Here is a 24600-nt window from a genome sequence, read left to right on the forward strand (position 1 = left end):
AATGCAAAGCTCCACTTCCAATGCTTTACTGATCCGTGGTCAGGTGATGCATGAACGACTGCGCCCAGCACATAACCGATTTGTCTATCCGGTTTTTTATCTGCGCCTCAACCTGTCGCAACTGAATCAGCATCGTTCAATCTGGTTTGGCGTCGATTGCAAGCGACCAGTATCGCTACGTACCCGCGATTATGGCGCGCGCGATGGCACAGCTCTGATTACCTGGATTCGCAATTTGCTAGCTGAGCATGAAATTACCGCCGACGGTGAAATCTGGCTGCAGACCTTTCCACGTATTTTCGGCTTCGTTTTTAACCCTGTCAGCTTCTGGTATTGCTATGACCAGCACAAGGATTTACGTGCTGTACTGGCCGAAGTAAACAACACTTTTGGTGAAACACATCGTTATCTGCTCACAGCCGATCATGAAGAGGTGATCACGAGTGAGTCGACATTGAGTTGTCAGAAACGTTTGCATGTATCGCCATTTTGCCCCCTTCGTGGCAGCTACTATTTTCGTTTCCGTGACGGCATCCATACCACTTTTACCGGAATCGATTATCACGATGACGATGGCCTGTTACTCAAAACTAGCATCGGTGGACATATTCAGCCTCTGCAATCAGGCACCATGCTGACGGCACTTTTGAAACAACCTTTTCTGACGCTGGGTATAGTCGGTCGAATTCATTGGCAAGCTTTAAAACTATGGCTTAAGCGCGTGTCATTTTTTCATAAGCCACAAGCACCGCTGCAGGATACAAGTCTTAGTATTAGCATTAAAAAGGAGCGCTCATCATGAGCCAGACTCAAATTTTCGCAGGTGTTCCGCGCACTGTACCTTCTGCAGCAAAACTGTTTTTGAATTTACTGACTTACCTGCAGTCAGGCCATCTACAGTTAATTACGCCGGAAGGTAACATTCTGATGTTTGGTGATTTGCATCAGGCTCCAAGTGCCACTTTACAGATCAATGACTGGCGTGCCTGTGCCCGTATTATGCGTGCCGGCGATATTGGATTTGCTGAAAGTTATGCAGACAACTGGATTAATACCCCTGATCTGACAGCACTCCTACGCCTGGCAATTCGCAATGAGTCCGCGCTGAATCGCATGGTATTCGGCGGTAAGCTGGCGACCCTCTGGTATCGTATTCGTCACCTGTTACGTCCTAATACCCGTAACGGCAGTCGCCGCAACATTCATGCGCATTATGATATTGGTAACGATTTTTATCGGCTCTGGTTAGATCCAAGTCTGACCTATTCCAGCGCTGTTTTCGATGGTGATTACAGCCTGTCTTTACATGATGCACAGATCAAAAAATATCAACGCATTATCGACAAATTAGGCTTGTGTGATGGTGACCATGTATTGGAAATTGGCTGCGGCTGGGGTGGTTTCGCCGAGCATGCAGCACGTTCCGGCATCCGTGTTACCGGAGTTACGATTTCCCCTTCACAGTTACTCATTGCGCAGGAAAGAATCGCGCACCAAGGCTTACAACATTTGGTCAATTTGCAGCTGTGCGATTATCGTGACCTAGATTCTCAATACGATGCAGTGGTGTCAATCGAAATGTTTGAAGCGGTCGGCGAACGTTTTTGGAACGAATACTTCAAAACCGTCACGGCACGTCTAAAGCCAAATGGCAAAGCGTTGATTCAGTCGATCACGATAGATGAGAGTTACTTCGAACGCTATCGCAGCAGCACCGACTTTATTCAAGAATATATTTTCCCTGGTGGCATGCTGCCCAGCCCGGAACGTTTTTGTCAGCACGCTTACGATGCTGGCCTGCACACACTGGAACAATATGCATTTGGTCAGGATTATGCTGAAACGCTGCGCCGTTGGCATCTGGCTTGTGAACAACAAAGCGATGTCATCAATCAACAGGGATTTAATCAGCGGTTTACACGTATCTGGCGCATGTATTTTAACTATTGCGAGGCTGGTTTCGATGAGGGAAGAACCAATGTTATTCAGTTTTTACTTCATCGGAGATAAGCATCTCCTGACGCTGATTGACCCACACTTGCTTAGTGCGTGCCTGAAAAGCATTTTGTCATCGACATTATGCATATTGACGGCCCTTTTATTCGTAACACCAAGCCATGCGGCGAGCTGGGAAAAAGAATTTCCACAAGCACAATTAATCGGAAGCGGAGAATTCCGATGGTTTGGTCTATCTATATATAGCGCTAAACTCTGGAGCGCACAGAAACCATTTGATATCAATGCTGCGTTTGCTTTAGAACTGACTTATCACCGCAAAATTAGTCGTCAGCAGTTAGTCAAAACTAGTATGGATGAAATCAAACGATTGTCTAACGGTCGTTATCCTAGTGATAAATTACAACACTGGGAAACCGAGTTATCGGATGCATTTACGGACGTATCGAACGGCGATAAGTTAATCGGGGTGTTTTTGCCCGGTCGTGGCTGCTATTTCTACAATCAAAAAAGTTTGCTCGCTGAAATTCCAGACCAAGAGCTAGCACAGGCCTTTTTTGGGATATGGCTGGATAAACGCAGCAAAGACAGCGAATTGCGGACGCAGCTATTGGGGCGCCCCTAATGAATAGCCGGACTCATACTCATCAAGCTCCGAAGATATGGCATCAAATCAGTGACTATGCTGCCTATGGCTTGCTTGGCATGCCACTGGCAATGTCAGCGCTACCGGTGTATGTACAAGTCCCGGCATACTACACCACGCAACTTGGTCTGACGTTAGCAAGTACTGGATGGGTCTTATTTTTAGCGCGCCTGTTCGATACTTTTCAAGATCCTTTACTAGGCTATTGGATCGACAGACTACATAGTTCCTCGCATGGTCTGCAAAATTGGCTGATGATCGCCGCACTCGGGCTTGCTGTGGCCTTTGCAGGATTGTGGTTACCGCCGGTTGCGACAACCTATCTGGCACTATGGCTGGCAGTGATGCTGATACTGACTTATACCGCTCATAGCATGCTCAATATTGCTTACCTATCATGGGGTGCAAAATTGCAGCATTCGGAACCACATAAAAGTGGCGTGCTACTCGGCGCTGCCGCTTGGCGTGAGGGTGCCGGTCTGGTCGGTGTCATTATCGCCAGCATCGCTCCCAGCATCATCATGCTCAAACCACGTCCTCAGATTGCATGGGCCATGGGTTGGTATAGTCTGAGCTTTTCAGTATTGCTGATGATTGCCATGTTCACTTTGCTGCGTCTGTCGCCGAAGTGGCAAAGCAGCAGCGGTTCACATTCAAAACTCCGCCATAACTGGTCAGCAATCAAAGCAAATCAGGCGTTCCGGAAATTATTGTTGCCTTATTTTTTTAATGCAGTCTCTGTCGCCATTCCAGCAACTTTAGTGATTTTTTTTATTCACGACAGACTCCAAGCCGCGAGCAAGACCGCGTTATTTTTAGCAAGTTACTTCATCGCTGCAACTATCGGCTTGCCGGTCTGGGTAGGATTAGCCAAAAAAATTGGTGTCGCACCCAGCTGGGGTATAGGCATGGTGCTGGCCATCCTGGCATTTTCAAGTACCGCCTGGTTGGGTGCCGGTGATAGTAACAAATATATGATTGTCTGTATCGTCGCAGGGCTTGCCCTCGGCGCAGATCTGGCTTTACCGCCGGTACTGCTGGCGCAAGTCATTGGTCTAAATGAAACCGCCGCCTCTTATTACGGCGTTTGGACTTTGCTGGGAAAACTCGCGCTGGCCTTATCGGGCCTTGGCTTACCGATACTGGCGTATTTTGGTTATCAACCAGGATTGGCGGGTAGCGCCGCCCTGACCCTGGCTTATGCAATCGTGCCATGCGTCTGTAAAGGTATGGCTCTGATATTGCTGGTCCGCTCTTACTCATCCTATCGTAAAGCAGCATCATGAAAAAAATCTATCTCTTGGTACTTTGCATTCTGTTAAATGCCTGTGCCAGAGTCAACGTACAGCAATATCAGGCGCTCAGACCAAAACTAGATTTGCCCCATTATTTTATCGGAACAACGGATGCATGGGGCATGTTTCAAAAGCGTAGCGGAGAAGTGGTTAAACGTTTTCACGTTGTGATTACAGGCTCACAGAATCATGATGCACTGATACTCGATGAGCGTTTTACCTACGATGATGGCACAACGCAACAGCGGATATGGACTTTGGCTCAGCAACCTGACGGTCGCTGGAGTGGCAAAGCCGATGATGTCAAAGGCGAAGCGATCGGGACAATTGCCGGTAATACTCTGCACTGGAATTACACGTTACGGTTACCGGTCGATGACCACACTTATGAAGTGCAATTTGATGATTGGATGTTTTTAATCGATGAACAAACCATGCTTAACCGTGCCAGCATGTCCAAATTCGGGATAGAAATAGGGCAAGTGACTCTGTTTTTCAAGAAAAGGATTTAATCATGTTTTCCGCGATGAATATACCGATTCGCGACTGGCGACAACAACGCATCTGGTTCATTGGAGCGTCCAGCGGCATCGGCGCAGCTTTAGCGAGGTATGCTTTGTCAGCTGGCGCGGATGTCATTATTTCGGCGCGCCGGGTTGAGCGCTTGCACCAGGTCGCTGCCGCCCATCCTTCCGCCCATGTAGTGCCCCTCGATGTACTTGATGTTGATGCATGGAGTGTGGCATATCGACACATACTCGATCAAATCGGCACCATAGACTTAATCGTTTTTTGCGCAGCCAATTATCGCCCTGAACGTAGCTGGGAAGTCGATCCTGTCGTCGCCGAATCAACCTTGCGTATTAATCTGGGTAGTATCTATACCGGACTGGCAACCATCTTGCCTGATATGCTGAGCCGTGGCCATGGTGGAATCGCACTGATCGCCAGCATCGCAGGTTATATGGGCTTGCCGAACGCCAGCGTATATGGGCCCAGCAAAGCTGCATTAATAAATCTGTCAGAAATTTTGTATAGCGATTTACATCCCAAAGGCTTAAATGTTTACCTCATCAATCCTGGATTTGTCAAAAGCGAATTGACTGACAAAAACACTTTCCCCATGCCAGGCCTGCAAACACCAGAACAGGCAGCTCATGTAATCTGGGCTGGGATAAGTGCGGGACGCTTTGAAATCCATTTCCCACGACGGGTTACACAAGTGATGAAGTTGTTGCAATTGCTCCCGTATCGCTTACGATTTGCACTCTTCACAAGATTTTTGAAAATATCATGACCCATCGTCTCACCGCGTTATTGTCTTGGTACAGAGAGCTGACAAGCACAAGCGTCAGCCAGATAAGCCAGTTCTATCAGGCAGACGCGCAATTTAAGGATCCGTTCAATGATGTTCGTGGCACTGCTGCAATTGAAGCAATATTTGACCATATGTTTGCGGCCACCAAGCAGCCGCATTTCGTCATCGACCAGACTGTTTCTGACGAAAAACAGGCTTTTATCACATGGAAATTTCATTTTTCTTTAACAAATAAACCGTATGTCATTTGCGGCGTATCTCATTTATTGTTTGGAGATGATGGACTAGTGAAGATGCATAGGGATTATTGGGATAGCAGCGAAGAGCTACTACAGAAATTGCCTCTAATCGGTGCTCCAATGCGTTGGCTACGCAAACAATTTTCAGCAACCAAATAGCAGCATACATATGTGATACAAAAAGGTGGGATGTATGAATAACTTAGGCGTTGAAGAGAGTTTTGCGCGTATTCATTTCCGCAATAGTACTCAACGAGTACTTGTTACGGGAGCAACGGGCATGATCGGTCAACGCTTGGTTCGCACCTTAATTTCAAATGGTCACAAAGTCGTAATTCTTAGCCGCAAACCTGCCCGTGCTGCTCGTCTCTTCGATAGCAAAGTCCAATGTATCGGCAATATGCATGAGCTCCCTCGCAACTACGGCCTTGACATCATTATAAATCTCGCGGGAGCGTGAATTCTTGGGTGGCGCTGGACAGCTAAGCGACAAGAAATCCTCCGTCAAAGCCGTGTGCAGCTTAGCGCAGCGATCGCTCACGCCCTGCAAGCTGGCGGTTGGTTTTGCGATGAGATCATAACTACTGTCAGATGAGTTAGATGTTGATTTACTGAGATGCTTCCTATCTCGAGGGTGCCGTTTTGATCGTTTTTTTTTCAAAGAAACGCCGTGCCGCAGCGATATCGCGCTGGGCACGTATCCTAGCAAAGCAGTGCCCATAAAGGGCTCGACAAACTATGTTGTCCGTTTTGAGCACGGTGGGTGCGACGTACAGGTGAAACATGAATCCTATGCAGGAAATTGAAGCGTTGGATGTTCGTTTATTTGCTGAATTGACCCGGTCAGTTTGACCCGCCCGCCATATCCTCGCAAATGCTGCGGCCCTATTATAAGAGCCCTCAAAATCCAATTTCTTCAGATCTTCATGGATCTGCTTCAATGTGCGCCGTTGCTTGCGCTATTTGGCCGCCCCGGTCGTTAGCAACGCCGATAGCTGGAACGCATATTTGTCGATTGCACGGGGCGAACGCCGTTCCGCGTAGGACGGCTCTCTAATTTCCGTACGTAGAAAGCACCGGACGGTGTTTCTGGAGATGCCAAAGCGCCTAGTGATCTTTCTTAGATGGGCCTAGTCGCGAATGTGCCCGCGTCGGATAATGCCTAATAATGCCACGTCGATCAATCAAATCCCCTACTCAATGTCGTGAGTAGGATTGTGTCTTAAACGTGGGGCGGTTTTGTGTGCAAATCAACAAATTCGCGCCAGATCAAATCGCGATTTATACCAATGAAATGATGCCGAGCGTTTCGATATCACTCCAAATTGAATAGCTCGGCTTACGTGAACGCGCGCCAACACCGGATGCATGCTCGCCAGATCGAGACCACGTCAGGTCATCTCCCCGAATCTTTTTTCTTTCGCACTTCAGCTAGAGCGGCCATTTTTGTGCGCACACTCTTCCCCATCTCGCTATCAGCAGCGATATCAATTTTCTTACGACTACTTGAACGAGGCGGAAGTCCCAAGATTTTCTCCGCATTTGCCATGATCATCTTTCTTACCATGACCTCAACAGAAACACCTTCCTTTTCAGCTCGCTTGGTATAAAACTCAAGATCTTCGTCACTCAAATTAACGCTGAATACATGCCTCCGGGGCCTCAAGCTGTCGATCATTCCAAGAACGCTTGTTTTGCTGCGCTCATCCAACTCGCGATAGCCTGACAGAAGCTCCACTTCGTCCTCGCTCGCCGGATCGGAAATCACGCCCGTCAGAACATACAAGACATCGACTCCCGCAGCCGCAATTGCAGTCATATAGGCCGTTCCAGGCTCCCTCTTGTCCGCCTCATATTTCACCTGACCGTCTTTTTGAACACCGCCAATCTCGGCGAAATCGGTCTGATTGAAGCCCAAGCGCACGCGTTCTTTACGCAAGCGAGAACCAAAAGTATCTAAATCACTTATATTTTCGTTTGACATGAATCTTATTGAATACTATATTTGAGGTTATTCCAGCAACGATTGTAAATAATACTCTATGGACCGAAAGCCAAAAGCGCGACGAGCACCCAAAAACTGCCTATCGAAGCAGATCGTTATCCGCCTTCTGCCTGACGAGGTTACTAAAACAGATCAGTTTGCGGAAGCGGAAATCCGGTCACGTGCGTCGTTTATCCGCATCATCTTTCTGCGCGGTTTGCAGGTGTATGAACATGAGCAAGTCACCAATTGATCGCTTCCGGCACCGCCCATGCATCTCGTCACTCAGAAATTTCGAACAGAGTTGAAGCACATCGACACCAGAGGTCACACCCTACACCAGATAAAAAGGACGATGGCGTGAGAGTTATCAGTATTCCCTGCCCGCATTGCCACCATCGCGTACGTGCCGCAAACAGCCACACAATGTCGGACATGATGATGGAGATTACCTACATGTGCAAGAACCCGGAGTGCGGTCATATCTTTGTCGCCGGTCTGGAAGTACTGCGCACCTTATCACCATCAGCCATACCCGACCCTAGCGTCCACATCCAATTGTCCAAGCATGCCAGGAGCACCGGCGCCCATGCATCCGGACGGGAGGGGTGACGAATGTCCATGACTAATACCTGCGACATCCTGGCGCCACCATAACGCCTCCTTAGCCAGCTTTACCCCAATTCGACATCAATCTGCAACGCCTGAAACAACGCGTGCGGGACTCGCTCACCCTTAAGAAAGCAAACCATGCCTACGCAATCGACTTTCACCGATCTCAAAAAAATCACAGTCAAGCCAGTGGCGGTGCGTCTACACCCGGATCCTGACCATGGGATGTATTCAACTCAAACGGTTGTCTTTCATTTTGGTGACGGCAGTCAGCATGAAATACGTCTCCATCTCAATGCAGGTTTGAATGCGTTGGCCATTGGCGAACTGGTCACCAATCAAGAGGTGACCGCATGAAAAAACTCTTTCTCGATCTTTGCGTCATCGCGTTCGGTTGCTGTCTGATGATGGCAGGCCCATTGCTACAAGTCGCCGGCGTTATCAAGGGCTGAGAATGAGCGGACAATTCAAACGCGCTAACCGACACGTTGCACCAGCATATCTGCAATCGGACGGTATAGCGGCATGAGCTATCGGTTCTATTCCTCCGAGGCCATCACCGGACTACCAAGGCGCATAGGTCGCGCTCTGCGTGAGATGTTCGAGCGCGACGGCATGACGAAGCATGAGCACAAGATCGACGTTATCGACGAAATCTGGTCTGCCGATCATTACTTGCCGGCGCCCGACGCCCCCGATGCAGCGCTGTATCGAGCCGCTGACACTGCAGCTCGTCGATGCTATCAGTACTGCGCCGATCTGCAATCCCTGGATGCCATTGTGTCGGCAATTCACGATCTCTGTGACCGCCATGACGTACCCGCACCTGCAGGCGAAACAGAAAGTGAAATTATTCGCCGTGCGGTGGACAAGGCTTGGTGGCATCGTGGCATTCGTAAGGCTCATGCCCGCCGCAGCGAACACGTGGCAATCCGTCTCGGCTTCACCAATTACAAGGCGGGGTCCTATGTGAGCAATGAAACGGCCTATCGCCAGCGGCGGCGCAATAAGCAGAATGCCAAGCTGCTGGCCTCTATCGAGCTGCAAAACGAAAACGGCCAGGTCTATAGCCTGGAGGCACTGGCGGCATTAGGGACTGCTAACAAGTCGATCCGGCGAGGCGAACTGATGACGCGAATTCGCGGTTTCGAGGAAATCGCTTTCGATTTAGGCCATGTCGGGCTGTTTGCCACGATCACAGCGCCAAGCAAGTATCACGCTGTACTGAGCAAGAGCGGTGAAATCAGCTTGGCAGTGGCCGCGTATGAAAAAAACGATATGGCGGCACGCAAACGCCTTGTCACGACCTGGGCCGCCCTCAGTGCCTGCCCTTACCCACGAATTTTTATTACTGAAAGCGACCTATGAAAATACTCATGCACGCATGCCTAAATTCGCTCATGGCGTTCGCCATGCTTGGCATCGCCGAAACCATCCAGCCAGCGTTCAAATGCTTTCAGATTCGCTACTACGGCGCACTATCGGCCTTCGTGGCCTTAATCATTGTCATCTGCCTGGTAGTCGGCGTGCTCCTGGGGGCTTTCCATGAATAAGGCAGATCGCCCTATCAGCGTCAAAGTGCGCGACCGCGTGACGTTCGACACCGACGAAGGCATCCAGGCCGGTTACGTCAACGACCTGCGGCGCGACCTGGGCAATGGCGAACTGCACGCCTGGGTTGAGCTGGAACACAGCTTACCAGGCTGTTTCCGTGCAGTGCCGGTCTCGGTCATTATGACTTCTGACAAGGTCGGACCACCTTCGACCTGCTACATCGGGATGGATTGGGCAACCTACGCCGCCTATCTCAATACCCCGTTAGTCGCCGATGCAATCTGAAGATGGCTGCGTACTACAACGAGATTGATGAAGGCACAGCCCAATGGCTGCGCAACCTGATAGCCGCCGGTCACATTGCGGCCGGCGATGTAGATCAAAGGGATATAAGAGATGTACGACCAGATGATATTCGCGGATACACACAGTGCCATTTTTTCGCCGGGGTCGGCGTATGGTCATATGCCCTTCGCAGCACCGGATGGCCTGACAACCGACCTATTTGGACCGGTTCCTGTCCGTGCCAACCTTTCAGCGCGGCAGGCCAAGGAACTGGATTTGATGACGAGCGGCATCTATGGCCAGCCTAGCATCACCTCGTCCGCCAGTGCAAGCCTACAACGATCATTGGAGAACAAGTTGCGAGCAAAGACGCAGATCCTTGGATCGACCTTGTACACGATGACTTGGAAGCCTTGGGTTACGCCTTCGGGGCGGTCCCGTTTCCGTCTGCGGGCGTCGGTGCGCCGCACATCCGAGACAGGTTGTACTGGGTGGCCAACACCGTCAAGAGCAAACGGGGATGGCGGCCAAACGATGGCGCATTGCTCAGCGACAGGACGCAAGCCGGACGGTACGAAATCGCAAGTGACGTTGAACGGCATAGCATCCCTAGCTGGATGGCCGACGCCAACAACGAGCGACTCGACAGGTGCCGAGAGTCTAGAGGCGAAGGCAGCAAGGGGGGGCGGGAGGATTTATGTTGCGCGATCTGCCGACGATGCTGAGTTCCCCGGTCCGACTAACGGCTACTGGAGAGCTGCTGACTGGCTCGGATGCCGGGACGAAAAATTCCGGCCGGTTGAACCCGGCACATTCCCGCTGGCTGATGGGGTTGCCGCCCGAGTGGGACGACTGCGCGGTTACGGTAACGCGATCAACGCGGAAGCCGCCAAAGCGTTTATCGAAGCCGTTATGTAATAGCTAAAAAATAACCAACTCAGAAATCACCAAATGAATACCACTTTAAGGACCAAAGGCAAAATGCTGATCAATCGAAAAACATTGCTGGCCATGATTCCACTTTCAGATCGGGTTATCTACAATATGGAAAAGCGGGGCGACTTCCCAAAACGAATAGCACTTACAAGTAGAAACGTGGCATGGGACTTATCGGAAATCGAAGAATGGATCGACATCCGAAAATCGTCTGGCGACCAGGCCGCCCGTCCTGGATCTACGCTGCAAGTTTCTTACGCCTGATCGTCCACTCGTCAATCATATCCGCCCAATCCTGCAACATGGCCGTGCGCTGCTCCCTGTACTCGGCCTTGTTGTAGACCGCTCTAACGCCCTTCTGCTCATGCGCAAGGCATTTCTCGATCCAATCGGTGTTATACCCTGCCTCATGCAACAAAGTACTGGCAGTGCGTCGCAAATCATGCGGCCCGAACTTCGATAGTACCTGCCCCTCTTTCTGTGCAAGTCGATAAGTCAGAGTAAGTACCTGGTTCAATGTTGCGCTACTCATCGGCAGATCTGAATCGTAGCGCGAAGGCAGAATGTATGCTGACCCACCGGCAAATGTCTTAAGCGCAATGAAGATATCTAGCGCCTGGCGCGAGAGAAACACCAGGTGCGCATTACGGCGCTTCATTCGTTCCTTCGGAATTGTCCACAGCGCTTGGCTGAAATTGATTTCATCCCACGTCGCATTCGTAAGTTCACTCTTCCGCACCATTGTTAACAGCAGAAGTTTGGCCGCCGCCCGTATGGAGGGCGTGGTGCCGATCCGCTCGATATACTGATACGCCACGCCAATTTCTTCCGGTGTCAGCGCACGATCACGAGGTTCAAACGTCGCGATGGTCGTTGGCCGTACCAAATCGGCGGGATTAACCACCTTTTGTCCGCGCTCTATCGCCCAGCGATAGACTTGGGAAACAATTTCCCGCACGTGTACAGCGGTTGCCGGTGCTCCCCGCTCCACGATTGCATCAGTCAATGCGCGTAAATCCTCGTGAGTCATTTCAATTAATTTTTGATTTTCAAACTTGGGCTTGAGCTCTCGCGCATAAACCGACGTCCTCATATCCCGAGTCGAGTCCGCCATCTGATAACCGCGTAGCCATTTGTCCGCCCAAGCGCCGAAAGTCTCAGCATCTTTCACTCGTGCTTTATCTCGCGCTTTTTCCTTGGCTGGAGACTTGCCGGCGGCGACCAATTTTTTCGCCTCGCCCAATCGCTCTCGCGCCTCCGCAAGCGTTATGCCACCGATGCCGTAACGTCCGAAAGTCAGTGTTTCCTGCCTGCCGTTAATTGAATAGTTGTAGCGAAAGGAGATCGAACCCGACGGGGTGACCGCCACGTATAGACCGTCACGGTCGTTTACTTTGAAGAGTTTTTCCTCTGGTTTCAGATTGCGTAACTTGGTATCGGTCAACATGGCCCACGTCCTTTTTTGATTAGAAATACCATGATTCAGAACACCCCTTTTTTTCACGTTAATCCCTTAAAAATCAAAGGGATAACAAAAGCAAATACCATGAGAACAGAAATTTATGTGACATGGTATCGGAGGTGACTCATGGTATCGGCCTGGATAATACCATTAGATATACCATCGAAAATAGGTACTTGGGTATACGTTCGCATGCCAGTCAATGCTGAACCAAAAAGCAAAAAAGCCCGCATTTACGCGGGCTTTCAGGCATTTTTTACTTCTGAGTACTAGCGAGTGCTAGACATCGAATCATTCCCACTCGATAGTCGCAGGCGGCTTGCCGGAGATATCGTAAACCACGCGATTGATCCCACGCACTTCATTGATGATGCGGTTCGACACCCGCCCCAGCAATTCATGCGGCAGATGCGCCCAGTGCGCAGTCATGAAGTCTTGCGTCTGCACCGCGCGCAGGGCCACTACGTATTCATAGGTACGGCCATCGCCCATCACGCCGACTGACTTGACCGGCAGGAAAACCGCAAACGCCTGGCTGGTCTTGTCGTACCAGGATTCGTCGTTGTCGTCCTTGGTGTTGCGCAGCTCTTCGATGAAGATGGCGTCGGCGCGGCGCAGCAGGTCGGCGAATTCCTTTTTGACTTCGCCGAGGATGCGCACACCCAGGCCCGGACCTGGGAATGGATGGCGGTAGACCATCGCGTGCGGCAGGCCGAGGGCGACGCCGAGCTTGCGCACTTCGTCCTTGAACAGTTCGCGCAGCGGTTCCAGCAACTTCAGGTTGAGGGTTTCCGGCAGGCCGCCGACATTGTGGTGGCTCTTGATGGTGTGGGCGGCGTTCTTGCCTTTGCCGGCGCTTTCGATCACGTCGGGATAAATAGTGCCTTGCGCCAGCCACTTGGCATTTTGCAGCTTGGCGGATTCGACCTGGAATACTTCGACGAATTCGCGGCCGATGATCTTGCGCTTGGCTTCCGGATCGGTGACGCCGGCCAGGTGGCCCATGAACTGCGCGGAAGCATCGACATGGATCACTTTGACGCCGAGGTTCTGGGCGAACATTTCCATCACCATCTTGCCTTCGTCCAGGCGCAACAGGCCGTGGTCGACGAAGACGCAGGTCAGCTGGTCGCCGATGGCGCGATGGATCAGGGCAGCGGCGACGCTGCTGTCGACGCCGCCGGAGAGGCCGAGGATGACTTCGTCGCTGCCGACCTGCTGGCGGATCGATTCGACGGCTTCAGCGATGTAGTCCGGCATGTTCCAGTCCGGCTTGCAACCGCAGATGTCGATCACGAAGCGGCTCAGGATGGCTTCGCCCTTGAGCGTGTGAGTGACTTCCGGATGGAACTGCACCGCGTAGAAATGGCGCTCATCGTCGGCCATGCCGGCGATCGGGCAGTTCGGAGTGGATGCCATCAGCTTGAAGCCGGGCGGCATGTGGTCGACCTTGTCGCCATGGCTCATCCAGACTTTCAGCATGGCGTGCGATTCCGGCGTGACGAAGTCGCTGATACCATCCAGCAGCGCACTGTGGCCGCGGGCGCGCACTTCAGCGTAGCCGAACTCGCGGACCTTGCCCATCTCGACCTTGCCGCCCAGCTGCTCGGCCATGGTCTGCATGCCGTAGCAGATGCCGAATACCGGCACGCCCAGCTCGAACACCGCTTGCGGCGCGCGCGGAGTGTCGCCGTCGGTAACGCTGTTCGGGCCGCCCGAGAGGATGATGCCGGATGCGCCATAGTTGCGGACGAATTCATCGGACACATCGTAGGGGAACACTTCGGAGAACACGCCAGCATCGCGCACGCGGCGTGCGATCAGTTGGGTTACCTGGGAGCCGAAATCGAGGATGAGGATTTTTGAGTGCATGGTGGATGCCTGGTGGCTGATTTAGCAAAAAATAAGAATCTTTAAAGTGCACGCGCCACCGGCAGTATCCCTGCAGGTGGCGCGTTCCTGGACTAGATCAAGGTGCAAATCCAACTATCAATCGGTGCGATAGTTAGGCGCTTCCTTGGTAATCTGGACGTCATGGACATGCGATTCGCGCATGCCGGCCGAGGTGATTTCCACGAATTCAGCTCTTTCGCGCAGCTCGTCGATGGTGGCGCAACCGCAGTAACCCATGGAAGAACGCACGCCGCCGATCAGCTGGTACAGGATGGTCAGGACGCTGCCCTTGTACGGCACCCGGCCTTCGATACCTTCAGGCACGAACTTGTCGGCCTTGTTGGCCGAGTCCTGGAAGTAGCGGTCAGCGGAACCGTCCGACATCGCACCCAAGCTGCCCATGCCGCGATACGATTTGTAGCTGCGGCCCTGGAACAGGATCACTTCGCCCGGCGCTTCTTCGGTGCCGGCAAACATGCTGCCCATCATCACGGTCGAGGCGCCTGCGGCCAGCGCCTTGGCGATGTCGCCCGAGAAACGGATACCGCCGTCGGCGATACATGGAATGCCCGTGCCCTTGAGCGCTTGCGCGACATTGGAGATGGCGGAAATCTGCGGCACGCCGACACCGGCGACGATACGCGTGGTGCAGATCGAACCAGGACCGATGCCGACCTTGACGCCGTCGGCGCCGTGGTCTGCCAACGCCTTGGCGGCAGCAGCGGTAGCGATATTGCCGCCGATGACTTCCACCTGCGGGAAATTCTGCTTGACCCATTTGACGCGGTCCAGCACACCCTTGGAATGGCCGTGCGCGGTGTCGACCACGATGACGTCGACGCCGGCTTTCACCAGCAGCTCGATGCGTTCTTCGTTATCGGCGCCGACGCCGACCGCGGCGCCTACGCGCAGCTTGCCCTGGCTGTCCTTGGAGGCCAGCGGGTGCGAGGTCGATTTCTGGATATCCTTGACCGTGATCAGGCCGCGCAGTTCGAAAGCGTCGTTGACCACCATCACGCGTTCCAGGCGATGCTTGTTCATCAGGCGCTTGGCTTCCGACAGATCGGCGCCGTCCTTGACGTAGACCAGCTTGTCGCGCGGCGTCATCTTGGCGCTGACTTCGGCGTCCAGTTCTTCTTCAAAACGCAGGTCGCGGTTGGTAATGATGCCGACCAGGCGATTGCCTTCGACCACCGGGAAACCGCTGATGCCATGCAGTTCTGACAAGGCCATCACTTCACGGATGCGCATGTTGGGCGGGATCGTGATCGGATCGCGCACCACGCCGGATTCGAAACGCTTGACCTTGGAAACTTCGCGCGCCTGTTCCTGCGCAGTCAAATTCTTGTGGATAATGCCGATGCCGCCCTCTTGCGCCATGGCGATAGCCAGCCGCGCTTCAGTCACGGTATCCATCGCAGCCGACAGCAACGGAATGTTGATATCGATATTGCGGGACAGACGCGTTTTGAGGGTAGTGTCTTTGGGGAGGACGTCCGAATAAGCCGGAACTAACAGCACATCATCGAACGTGAGTGCTTTCTGAAGTAGACGCATAGTTTTTCCTATAGGCGCAAAAGCGAATTATACAGAAATCCGCGCAACTCGCCTAACCTTGCGTGATTTTACGCGCCCGGCATAGAATATTTCCACAAAGCACTATCGTTTCATTGACATGCCGGGTGAATCATGGCGAAATCTGCGCTTCGATTCGATAAACCTTCAATCCGGTTTTACTGCCTCAAGGAATAGCAATGAATGCAATTCGTCTGAAACACGTTTTCTCCGCCACCGCGACTGTTGTCTTGCTGGGCCTGGCGACTTCCGCCCTGGCGCAATTCATCTGGCTGGACGAAAAGGGAGTGAAACAGTATTCAGACATGCCGCCGCCGGCCTCGGTGCCGAGCAAGCGGATTCTCAAGACGCCGGGTCAAAGCCTGGCGCGCGGCGCCGGTAGCCAGGAAGCCGGCAACGACCAGGCCGACGCCGCGGCCACGGATGCGAAAGCTGCGCCGGCCGCGCCGCCGACCGTCGCCGAGCAAGACGCTGCCTATCAAAAACGTAAGGCTGAGCTAGCGGAAAAGAACAAGAAAACCGCACAGGAAGCCAAGCAGGCCTCGGACAAGGCCGAAAACTGCGCCCGCGCCCGCGCCAACCAGCGCACCCTGGATTCCGGCACGCGGATTGCCCAGACCGACGCCAACGGCCAGCGCTCCTACATGAACGATGACCAGCGTGCCAAGCAGAACGCCGATAATCGGGCGGTCCTGAACGACTGCCAATGACGCGCAGGACGGCGTAAAAGCCCGCTGCCTAGCGGGCTTTTTTGTCGGCGCGCTTGCGCCGCGATTCCATGGGGTCGGCGATCAGCGGCCGGTAAATCTCGATGCGGTCGCGGTCGCGCAGCACCGTGTCGAGCGTCTTCAGTTTGCCGTAAATGCCGACGCGCCAGCAGCTGAGGTCGATTTCACGCATCTCTTCCAGCAGGCCGCTGCGCTTGATGCCATCGTGCAGCAGGGTGCCGGCCGGCACCGACAGCTCTTTCACTGCCTGGATCGCGGGCGTGGCGTAGCAGACCTGGATCCGTATCTGCCCGGCGCTTGTTGCTGCTTCACTCATGGTGGCCATAGACGACGTCGGCGCGCTTGCAGAAAGAATCGACGAAGCTGTTGGCGATCATGCTGAATACCGGGCCGATCAGCTTTTCCAGGATCTTGTTGGAAAACTCGTAATGCAGATCGAATTCGATCTTGCAGGCATCGGCGCGCAAGGCCTTGAAACTCCAGTTGCCATCGAGATGCTTGAACGGCCCTTCCACCAGCCGCATCTGCATCGCGCTGGGCGGCGTGTTGCTGTTTTCAGTAGTAAACGATTGCTTGATACCGTGGTAATGTATGTTCAGTGTCGCCACCAGTTTGCCGGCAGCGCGTTCACGCACATCCACCCCGCCGCACCACGGCAGGAATTGCGGGTAGTCTTCCACCCGATCGACCAGCGCAAACATCTGCTCTGCGCTGTACCCCAAAAGTACCGTTTTATGCACTACTGCCATTGAATATCAACCGTTTGATAGAATCACAACTTGAAATTTTAACCGACCTGCGCGATTTTCCTACTACATGAGCATTATTGACAACAAAAAAGTCTTCCACGACTACTTCATAGAAGAACGTTTCGAAGCAGGCATGGAACTGCACGGCTGGGAAGTAAAAGCGATCCGCGCCGGCCGCGCCAACCTGAAAGAATCCTACGTCATCGTCCGCAACGGCGAAATCTACCTGTTCGGCGCCCACATCAGCGCCCTCCTCAGCGCTTCCAGCCATGTCCACCCGGAAGCGGTGCGCACCCGCAAGCTGCTGCTGCATGCGGAAGAAATCAAGAAGCTGATCATCAAGGTCGAGCGCTCCGGCTATACGCTGGTGCCGATTAACCTGCACTACCTGCGCGGCCGCATCAAATGCGAAATCGGCCTGGCCAAGGGTAAAAAACAGCATGACAAGCGCGATACCGAGCGCCAGCGCGACGGCGAACGCGAAGTGCAGGCGGCCATGAAGCAGCACCGACGTTAAACCGGACAGCAAGCCCGGCGCACTGCCGGCTACAATAAAAAACGGCCCCGGCGAAATGTGGATTTCGCCGGGGCCGCATTTTTATGTCTTAATCAAGACTTGGTCTGGGACTTGACCACTTGCAGCGCGGTGGCGATCAAGCCGCTGATATCGCCCATATTGGCCGGCACGATAATCGAATTATTGGTCTTCGCCAATTGCCCGAACGCGGCCACATACTGCTCTGCCACTTTCAGATTGACAGCGTCCGAGCCGCCTGGCGACTGGATCGCGGCCGCGGTCTTGCGGATCGCTTCGGCGCTGGCTTCGGCGATCGACAGGATTGCTGCCGCCTGACCCTGGGCGCGGTTGATGGAAGCCTGCTTTTCACCTTCCGACTTGGCGATCGAGGCTTCGCGTTCGCCGGTGGCAATGTTGATCTGTTCCTGCTTGCGCCCTTCAGATGCGGCGATCAGCGCCCGCTTCTCGCGCTCGGCGGTAATTTGCGCCTGCATCGCATGCAGGATTTCCTTAGGCGGCGTCAGATCCTTGATTTCATAGCGCAGCACCTTGACGCCCCAGTTGGCGGCCGATTCGTCGATGGCGCTGACGATGGTGGTGTTGATGTGGTCGCGTTCCTCGAAAGTCTTGTCCAGCTCCATCTTGCCGATCACCGAGCGCAAAGTGGTTTGCGCCAGTTGCGTGATGGCGGCGATGTAGTTGGAAGAACCGTAGGATGCGCGCATCGCGTCGGTAATCTGGAAGTACAAGATGCCGTCCACCTGCAATTGCGTGTTGTCGCGCGTGATGCAGACCTGCGGCGGCACGTCCAGCGGGATTTCTTTCAGGATGTGCTTGTAGGCGACCCGGTCGACAAACGGCACCACGATGTTCAAGCCTGGCCCCAAGGTTGCATGATATTTGCCCAGGCGCTCAACCACCCAGGCATGCTGCTGCGGCACTACTTTGATGGTCTTGGCGATGAAGATGATGACGATCACCAGCAAGACTAACGAGACGCTTCCAAACATGATTTTTCCTTTTGAATTGAGAACAGTGGCGTCCGCCGGCGACGGACGAGGTTCTAGTGCTGGTCCGGACTGTTGCCGACGATCAGCCGGCTGCCGCGAATTTCCTGGATATAGAACAGGCCGGAACGAGCCGTCGCCGTCGGCGCCAGTTCGACATCCCACATGGCGCCGCGATACCTGATGCGCGCGGTGAACTCGCCGCCGGCGCCGTCGGTCGCAGCATCATGCTGCCATTGATCGACCGTGACGGACTGGCCGATATCCATGCTGACGTTAGGATCGCGCTCGGCCTTGACCCGCGAACGCTTGCCGAAACGGCTGCGGCGCAGCAGATAAGTAGCCGCCAGGGCAACCACTGCAGCAACCAGCAACTGCCACTCGATACCGAGGCCGAGCAGCGCGGCAACTCCGCCCATCAGCAGGCCAATCGCCACCATCAACAGATACAGGGTAGTGGTCGCCAATTCCGCCACGATCAGCACCCCGGCCGCCAACATCCACATCACCCATCCAGCCATATATTGCTTTCCGTTATGTAGAGCACATAGTGTAATCCAATTGATAAATAAACACGTGATTTCTCGATGAGAATAATCAACAAACCGCTCCGGCCTGATTCGGCCAAGCTGCCGCGCACCTGGCGAGATGCTATGCTCTGATCTCGCCCATAGGCACAGCCCCTGATCCGGGCCGCTCTCTCAAGTACATGAACACAATTAATCTCATTCAACAGGCTTACCGGGATTTCCAAAATGGAAACACCAGGCAGGCCGAACAAGTCCTCAGCAACATCTTGCAAAGCCAGCCGGCCAATGTCGACGCCCTGCATATCCTTGGCGTCATCCATGCCGCCAGCAGCCAGCGCCCGCAGGCTATCGACCTGTTCCAGAAAGCGTTGGTGCAGGACCCCAATAACGTCTCGTTGCACTACAAGCTGGCGCGGGTGCAGTTCGAGTCGGGCGAATTCACCGCCGCGCTGCAAGCCTATGAGCGCATCATCGCCCTTGGCTATGTCAAGCCGGAAATCCTGCTGGCCAAGACCGCCGCCCTGGTCAACCTGCAACGCCATCTGGAGGCGCTGGCCTGCCTCGAACAGGCGCTGGCGCGCTGGCCCGACTATGCGGACGGCTGGGCCCACAAGGGCGCGATCTGCTATCAGCTGCGGCATTACGACGAAGCACTGCTGTGCCTGGACCAGGCGCTGGCGCTGCAGCCGGCCATGGCGGACGGCTGGTACAAGAAAAGCCTGGCGCTGGACAAGCTGGAACGCTATACGGAAGCGCTGGCCTGCGCCGACCGTGCAGTATCCCTGGCGCCGCAGAGCGCCGCCTATCGCCTGGACCGCGCCGTCATCCTGCACAAGCTGGAACGTTATGACGAGGCCCTGAGCGATCATGAACAAGGCCTGGCGCTGGCGCCGGCCAATGCCGAAGCCTGGGGCGACCACGGCCTGACCCTGAGCCGCATGAAGCGCCATGAACAGGCGCTCGCCAGTTACGGCCGCGCACTCAGCCTGCAAAGCGGCTATGCCGACGTGCTGTCCAACCAGTCGCTGTCGCAGCTGGTGCTGGGACAATTCGACGCTGGCTGGCAGAGCTATGAATACCGCTGGAAAAAAGGCAACGCCGATACCCCACGCCATACCGATCTCCCCCTGTGGCTGGGTCAGCAGGACATCGCCGGCAAACGCATCCTTCTGTGGTCGGAACAGGGCCTGGGCGACACCATCCAGTTTTGCCGCTACGCGACGCTGGTGGCTGCGCTGGGCGCAGAGGTCGTGCTGGAAGTCGATCCCACCTTGAAAACCATTGCCCAGACCCTGGGCGGGTTCCAGGTCATCGCCATCGGCGAGAGCGTGCCGCCAGTCGACTACCAGACGCCGCTGATGAGCTTGCCGCTGGTGTTCAAGACCGACCTCGCCAGCATCCCCGCCGGGCCGGCCTATCTGCACGCAGATCGGGACAAGCGGGAGCACTGGAGAAGCCGGCAGGATTTTGCCAACGGCAAAATGAAGATCGGCCTGGTCTGCTCCGGCAATCCGGGCAATACCAACGATCACAGACGCTCCATGCCCTTACAGGATTTTGCGCCGCTGCTGCAATCGGATGCCGCCGATTTTTTCCTGATTCAGAAGGACGTGCGGGAGAGCGACCTCGCCTTCCTGCAGCAGAATCCGAAGCTGCGGCTGCCCGCCGCGGATATCGACGGCTTTGACGACACCGCTGCGATCATCGCCAATCTCGATCTGGTGATCAGCGTCGATACCTCTATCGCTCACCTGAGCGGCGCGCTGGGTGTGCCGGTATGGATACTCTTGCCGTGGGTGCCGGACTGGCGCTGGCTGCTGGACCGGGAAGACAGCCCGTGGTATCCGAGCGCCCGCTTGCTGCGCCAGGATACGGCAGGAAACTGGCATGGATTGATCCAGCGGGTGGCCGAGGAACTGAATGATTTTTTAAGTGTTTCACTAAAAATCAGCTGAATGTTACGTATTTATTTGACAACAATCCTAGCTAGCATGAAAGTGGAATATTCTTGACTTAAGTATCCAATTGGATACAATATTCCCATGTTCGAGATTTTGCTGTCCGATCTCTTCAAACGCTGGCTTCATGATCTGCGCGATGCTCAAGGAAAAGCCAGCATCCTGAGACGCATCAGATCCGCGGGCTTTGGCAACCTTGGCGACGTTGAAGTGATCGGCGACGGCGTTAGCGAACTGCGCATACATACCGGCCCGGGCTATCGCGTTTATTTCACTAAGCGTGGCAAGAGCTTGATCCTGCTGTTGGTGGGTGGCGACAAATCATCGCAGAAGAAGGACATCAAGCGCGCCAGGGAAATGGCCAAATCATTGAAGGAATAAGTCATGAAACCAGTATTTTCAACATTCGACGCGGCAGAGTTTCTGGATAACGACGAAGTCATCGCAGCCTATCTGACCGAAGCGCTGGCGGACGACAATCCTGATGTATTCATCGCCGCGCTCGGCGATGTCGCGAAAGCGCGCGGCATGTCGCAGATTGCCAAGGACGCCAGCCTCGGCCGCGAGAGTTTGTACAAGGCACTGGCCCCTGGCGCCAAGCCGCGCTTTGAAACCATCGCCAAGCTGATCAACTCGCTCGGCGTCAGGATCGCTATCGTACCCAGGCCCCATGCCGAGCCGACGACCCTGTCTTGAAACTATAAAATCATCCCGTCCATTCAGATAAAAAAATCCTCCCTGTTTGATGACAAACAGGGAGGATTTTTATTGCCTATCCAATTGTGCAAGCAGCGGCTTGCAGCACAACATCACCGCAAGCCGGCGCAATGCTTATTGCGCCGCTGCCAGCTTCTGCCAGGTATCGATCACCGAATCGGGATTCAGCGAAATCGATTCAATGCCCTGCTTCATCAGCCACTCGGCAAAGTCCGGATGATCCGATGGACCCTGGCCGCAAATGCCGACGTACTTGCCCTTGGCGATACAGGTTGCAATCACCTTTTCCAGCAAAGCCAGGATGGCCGGATCGCGTTCGTCGAAATCGGCGGCCAGCAACTCCATGCCGGAATCGCGGTCGAGGCCAAGCGTGAGCTGGGTCAGGTCGTTGGAACCGATCGAGAAGCCGTCGAAAAACTCCAGGAACTGGTCAGCCAGGATGGCGTTGGACGGCACTTCGCACATCATGATCACGCGCAAACCGTTCTCGCCGCGCACCAGGCCGTTCTTGCCCAGCAGGCCGATGACTTTTTCGGCTTGTCCCAAGGTACGGACGAAAGGCACCATGATCTCGACGTTGGTCAAGCCCATGTCGTTGCGCACCCGCTTCATCGCTTGGCATTCCATTTCGAACGCTTCGGCAAAATCGCTGGCCAGGTAACGCGCCGCGCCGCGGAAGCCGAGCATCGGATTTTCTTCGTCCGGCTCGTAGCGCGAACCGCCGATCAGCTTCTTGTACTCGTTCGACTTGAAGTCGGACAGGCGTACGATCACCTTTTTCGGCCAGAAAGCGGCAGCGATGGTGGCAATGCCTTCGGCCAGCTTGTCGACATAGAATGCCTTCGGCGAAGCGTGGCCGCGGGCGACCGATTCGACCGCCTTCTTGAGGTCGGCATCGATGTTCGGATATTCCAGGATCGCGCGCGGGTGGACGCCGATGTTGTTGTTGATGATGAATTCCAGGCGCGCCAGGCCAACGCCGCCGTTAGGAATCGACTGGAAGTCGAAAGCCAGCTGCGGATTGCCGACGTTCATCATGATCTTCAAAGGCAGGTCTGGCAGCGCACCACGCGCCACTTCGGACACTTCTGTTTCCAGCAGGCCGTCGTAGATCTTGCCTTCGTCGCCTTCGGCGCAGGAGACGGTGACCAGCGTGCCGTCTTTCAGCACATCGGTCGCGTCGCCGCAGCCGACCACGGCCGGCACGCCCAGTTCGCGCGCGATGATCGCCGCGTGGCAGGTACGGCCGCCACGGTTGGTGACAATCGCGGAAGCACGCTTCATCACCGGTTCCCAGTTAGGATCGGTCATGTCGGCAACCAGCACGTCGCCCGGCTGCACTCTTTCCATTTCAGATGCATCGTGAATCACGCGCACCGGACCGGCGCCGATCTTCTGGCCGATGGCGCGGCCGTGGGTCAGTACGGTGCCGACACCCTTGAGCTTGAAACGCTGCTGCGCATCGGTCGCCTTTTCCTGCGACTTCACGGTTTCCGGACGTGCCTGCAAGATGTACAACTTGCCGTCGCGGCCATCCTTGCCCCATTCGATATCCATCGGCCGCTCGTAGTGCTTCTCGATGATGGTGGCGTACTTGGCCAGTTCGACGATTTCCTTGTCGTCCAGCGAGTAGCGGTTGCGCAGTTCGATAGGCACGTCAACGGTCTTGACCGAACGGCCAGCCTTGGCTTCGCCGGTGAATTCCATCTTGATCAGCTTGGAGCCGATATTGCGGCGGATGATCGGCAGCTTGCCTTGCTCCAGCATCGGCTTGTGGACATAGAATTCGTCCGGATTGACGGCGCCCTGCACCACGGTTTCGCCGAGGCCGTAGCTGGAAGTGATGAAGACCACGTCCTTGAAGCCGGATTCGGTATCCAGGGTAAACATGACGCCGGCGGCGCCGACGTCGGAACGCACCATGCGCTGCACGCCAGCCGACAATGCCACTTCGGCATGGGTGAAGCCTTTGTGCACGCGATAAGAAATGGCGCGATCGTTATACAGGGATGCGAACACGTGCTTCATGGCTTCCAGCACATTGTCGATGCCGACCACATTGAGGAAGGTTTCTTGCTGACCAGCAAATGAAGCGTCCGGCAAATCCTCGGCAGTCGCGGAAGAACGCACGGCGAACGACATCTCGCTGGAGGAATCCGCCACCAAGCGCTTGTAAAAATCGTTGATTTCCTGTTCCAAACGCGGCTGGAACGGCGTTTCCACGATCCATTGACGAATCTCGGCGCCGGCTTGCGCCAGTGCCCGCACATCTTCAATGTTGAGCGTCGCCAGGCGTTCGGCGATACGGTCGGCCAGGGCCGGTCCACCGTCGACGCTATGCGACAGGAAATCGCGGAAGGCCTGCGCAGTGGTCGCGAAGCCGCCCGGCACCCGTACTCCGGCGCCAGCCAGCTGGCTGATCATTTCACCCAGTGATGCGTTTTTGCCGCCGACGGATTCGACATCCGTCATCCGCAGATTTTCAAAGGAGATGACGTAAGCCGCCCCCTGGGTAGCACCCATCTGTATTGCATTGGACATAACAACCTCTAGTTTGATGATAAGAAATTTTCACAATTGCCTTCGCCACCCTTGGCTTTTTGTTATTCTTCGTCGGACGGCTTTAAATATTCAGTTGG

The 24600-nt window shown here is 54.5% G+C and carries 28 protein-coding genes; 19 read left to right on the top strand and 9 right to left on the bottom strand.

Annotation, left to right across the window (positions count from 1 at the left end; all coding sequences use genetic code 11):
* Nucleotide 1: 1 nt before the first annotated feature.
* Genes CPter91_RS16830 through CPter91_RS25870 form a run of 8 tightly spaced genes read left to right on the top strand, consistent with a single transcriptional unit; the run spans nt 2 to nt 5914 of the window.
* A complete protein-coding gene (locus CPter91_RS16830; RefSeq protein WP_061942207.1) occupies nt 2-802 on the top strand; it encodes a DUF1365 domain-containing protein in 801 nt (266 codons plus the stop codon).
* Nucleotides 799-2010 (top strand): SAM-dependent methyltransferase, encoded by a 1212-nt coding sequence (locus tag CPter91_RS16835; RefSeq protein ID WP_061942209.1) that lies wholly within the window; start codon nt 799-801, stop codon nt 2008-2010. Before CPter91_RS16830 ends, CPter91_RS16835 begins: the two co-directional genes overlap by 4 nt.
* Nucleotides 1979-2581 (top strand): chalcone isomerase family protein, encoded by a 603-nt coding sequence (locus CPter91_RS16840; protein WP_082792940.1) that lies wholly within the window; start codon nt 1979-1981, stop codon nt 2579-2581. Before CPter91_RS16835 ends, CPter91_RS16840 begins: the two co-directional genes overlap by 32 nt.
* Entirely contained in the window at nt 2581-3888 is a 1308-nt protein-coding gene (locus CPter91_RS16845) for an MFS transporter (RefSeq protein WP_061942211.1), read from the top strand. Before CPter91_RS16840 ends, CPter91_RS16845 begins: the two co-directional genes overlap by 1 nt.
* Nucleotides 3885-4409: a DUF3833 domain-containing protein gene (locus tag CPter91_RS16850; protein ID WP_061942213.1), complete on the top strand. Its 525-nt coding sequence runs from the start codon at nt 3885-3887 to the stop codon at nt 4407-4409. Before CPter91_RS16845 ends, CPter91_RS16850 begins: the two co-directional genes overlap by 4 nt.
* 2 nt (nt 4410-4411) lie before the next feature.
* Nucleotides 4412-5194: an SDR family NAD(P)-dependent oxidoreductase gene (locus CPter91_RS16855; RefSeq protein WP_236905843.1), complete on the top strand. Its 783-nt coding sequence runs from the start codon at nt 4412-4414 to the stop codon at nt 5192-5194.
* Nucleotides 5191-5613 carry a nuclear transport factor 2 family protein gene (locus CPter91_RS16860; RefSeq protein WP_061942215.1) on the top strand — a complete coding sequence of 141 codons (423 nt, stop codon included), beginning with the start codon at nt 5191-5193 and terminating at the stop codon, nt 5611-5613. Before CPter91_RS16855 ends, CPter91_RS16860 begins: the two co-directional genes overlap by 4 nt.
* A 34-nt stretch (nt 5614-5647) precedes the next feature.
* Nucleotides 5648-5914, top strand: coding sequence for an SDR family NAD(P)-dependent oxidoreductase (locus tag CPter91_RS25870; protein ID WP_082792943.1), 267 nt, complete (start codon nt 5648-5650; stop codon nt 5912-5914).
* Nucleotides 5915-6850: 936 nt separating this feature from the next.
* Here the strand turns inward: CPter91_RS25870 and CPter91_RS16870 are convergent.
* The gene (locus tag CPter91_RS16870; RefSeq protein ID WP_061942218.1) at nt 6851-7438 is read right to left on the bottom strand and encodes a helix-turn-helix domain-containing protein; all 588 of its coding nucleotides are present in this window, start codon (nt 7436-7438) and stop codon (nt 6851-6853) included.
* Nucleotides 7439-7798: 360 nt separating this feature from the next.
* Between CPter91_RS16870 and CPter91_RS16880 the strand changes: the two genes are divergently transcribed.
* From CPter91_RS16880 to CPter91_RS25875, 6 genes are all read left to right on the top strand, one after another.
* Nucleotides 7799-8050, top strand: coding sequence for an Ogr/Delta-like zinc finger protein (locus CPter91_RS16880; RefSeq protein WP_061942221.1), 252 nt, complete (start codon nt 7799-7801; stop codon nt 8048-8050).
* Nucleotides 8051-8188: 138 nt separating this feature from the next.
* Nucleotides 8189-8407, top strand: coding sequence for a hypothetical protein (locus CPter91_RS26610; RefSeq protein WP_150119737.1), 219 nt, complete (start codon nt 8189-8191; stop codon nt 8405-8407).
* A gap of 168 nt (nt 8408-8575) precedes the next feature.
* The gene (locus CPter91_RS16885; protein WP_061942223.1) at nt 8576-9418 is read left to right on the top strand and encodes a replication endonuclease; all 843 of its coding nucleotides are present in this window, start codon (nt 8576-8578) and stop codon (nt 9416-9418) included.
* An 8-nt stretch (nt 9419-9426) separates the two neighbouring features.
* On the top strand, nt 9427-9603 hold the full coding sequence (locus CPter91_RS27005; protein WP_167595186.1) for a hypothetical protein: 177 nt from the start codon (nt 9427-9429) through the stop codon (nt 9601-9603).
* The gene (locus tag CPter91_RS16895; protein WP_061942227.1) at nt 9596-9889 is read left to right on the top strand and encodes a hypothetical protein; all 294 of its coding nucleotides are present in this window, start codon (nt 9596-9598) and stop codon (nt 9887-9889) included. Before CPter91_RS27005 ends, CPter91_RS16895 begins: the two co-directional genes overlap by 8 nt.
* Nucleotides 9890-10840: 951 nt before the next feature.
* A complete protein-coding gene (locus CPter91_RS25875) occupies nt 10841-11089 on the top strand; it encodes a helix-turn-helix transcriptional regulator (protein WP_082792945.1) in 249 nt (82 codons plus the stop codon).
* Here the strand turns inward: CPter91_RS25875 and CPter91_RS16905 are convergent.
* From CPter91_RS16905 to guaB, 3 genes are all read right to left on the bottom strand, one after another.
* Nucleotides 11064-12272 (bottom strand): tyrosine-type recombinase/integrase, encoded by a 1209-nt coding sequence (locus CPter91_RS16905; protein WP_061942229.1) that lies wholly within the window; start codon nt 12270-12272, stop codon nt 11064-11066. The two genes, CPter91_RS25875 and CPter91_RS16905, sit on opposite strands and share 26 nt — an antisense overlap.
* A 306-nt stretch (nt 12273-12578) precedes the next feature.
* Nucleotides 12579-14159, bottom strand: coding sequence for a glutamine-hydrolyzing GMP synthase (gene guaA, locus CPter91_RS16910; protein ID WP_061942231.1), 1581 nt, complete (start codon nt 14157-14159; stop codon nt 12579-12581).
* A gap of 117 nt (nt 14160-14276) precedes the next feature.
* Complete coding sequence (gene guaB / locus CPter91_RS16915) at nt 14277-15737, bottom strand: IMP dehydrogenase (protein WP_061942233.1); 1461 nt, start codon at nt 15735-15737, stop codon at nt 14277-14279.
* Between the two features lie 197 nt (nt 15738-15934).
* Between guaB and CPter91_RS16920 the strand changes: the two genes are divergently transcribed.
* On the top strand, nt 15935-16465 hold the full coding sequence (locus tag CPter91_RS16920; protein ID WP_061942235.1) for a DUF4124 domain-containing protein: 531 nt from the start codon (nt 15935-15937) through the stop codon (nt 16463-16465).
* Between the two features lie 28 nt (nt 16466-16493).
* On the opposite strand, the gene CPter91_RS16925 is transcribed toward CPter91_RS16920, so the two are convergent.
* Nucleotides 16494-16799 carry an RnfH family protein gene (locus CPter91_RS16925; RefSeq protein WP_061946349.1) on the bottom strand — a complete coding sequence of 102 codons (306 nt, stop codon included), beginning with the start codon at nt 16797-16799 and terminating at the stop codon, nt 16494-16496.
* Nucleotides 16792-17232, bottom strand: a complete 441-nt coding sequence (locus CPter91_RS16930; protein ID WP_061942237.1) for a type II toxin-antitoxin system RatA family toxin — start codon at nt 17230-17232, stop codon at nt 16792-16794. Before CPter91_RS16930 ends, CPter91_RS16925 begins: the two co-directional genes overlap by 8 nt.
* 67 nt (nt 17233-17299) lie before the next feature.
* Between CPter91_RS16930 and smpB the strand changes: the two genes are divergently transcribed.
* A complete protein-coding gene (gene smpB / locus CPter91_RS16935) occupies nt 17300-17749 on the top strand; it encodes an SsrA-binding protein SmpB (protein ID WP_061942239.1) in 450 nt (149 codons plus the stop codon).
* Between the two features lie 92 nt (nt 17750-17841).
* Here the strand turns inward: smpB and CPter91_RS16940 are convergent, their stop codons facing one another.
* Entirely contained in the window at nt 17842-18759 is a 918-nt protein-coding gene (locus CPter91_RS16940) for an SPFH domain-containing protein (protein ID WP_061942241.1), read from the bottom strand.
* Nucleotides 18760-18812: 53 nt separating this feature from the next.
* Complete coding sequence (locus CPter91_RS16945) at nt 18813-19277, bottom strand: NfeD family protein (RefSeq protein WP_061942243.1); 465 nt, start codon at nt 19275-19277, stop codon at nt 18813-18815.
* A 188-nt stretch (nt 19278-19465) separates the two neighbouring features.
* Here CPter91_RS16945 and CPter91_RS16950 point away from each other — a divergent pair, with 188 nt between their 5' ends.
* From CPter91_RS16950 to CPter91_RS16960, 3 genes are all read left to right on the top strand, one after another.
* Nucleotides 19466-21241 (top strand): tetratricopeptide repeat protein, encoded by a 1776-nt coding sequence (locus CPter91_RS16950; protein WP_061942245.1) that lies wholly within the window; start codon nt 19466-19468, stop codon nt 21239-21241.
* Nucleotides 21242-21328: 87 nt separating this feature from the next.
* Entirely contained in the window at nt 21329-21625 is a 297-nt protein-coding gene (locus CPter91_RS16955; RefSeq protein WP_061942247.1) for a type II toxin-antitoxin system RelE/ParE family toxin, read from the top strand.
* A 3-nt stretch (nt 21626-21628) separates the two neighbouring features.
* Nucleotides 21629-21940, top strand: a complete 312-nt coding sequence (locus tag CPter91_RS16960; protein ID WP_061942250.1) for an addiction module antidote protein — start codon at nt 21629-21631, stop codon at nt 21938-21940.
* 135 nt (nt 21941-22075) lie between these two features.
* On the opposite strand, the gene ppsA is transcribed toward CPter91_RS16960, so the two are convergent.
* Nucleotides 22076-24484 (bottom strand): phosphoenolpyruvate synthase, encoded by a 2409-nt coding sequence (ppsA, locus tag CPter91_RS16965; protein WP_082792946.1) that lies wholly within the window; start codon nt 24482-24484, stop codon nt 22076-22078.
* Between the last annotated feature and the right edge of the window lie 116 nt (nt 24485-24600).

It is taken from the genome of Collimonas pratensis (genome assembly GCF_001584185.1).
Taxonomy (GTDB): Bacteria; Pseudomonadota; Gammaproteobacteria; order Burkholderiales; family Burkholderiaceae_D; genus Collimonas; species Collimonas pratensis.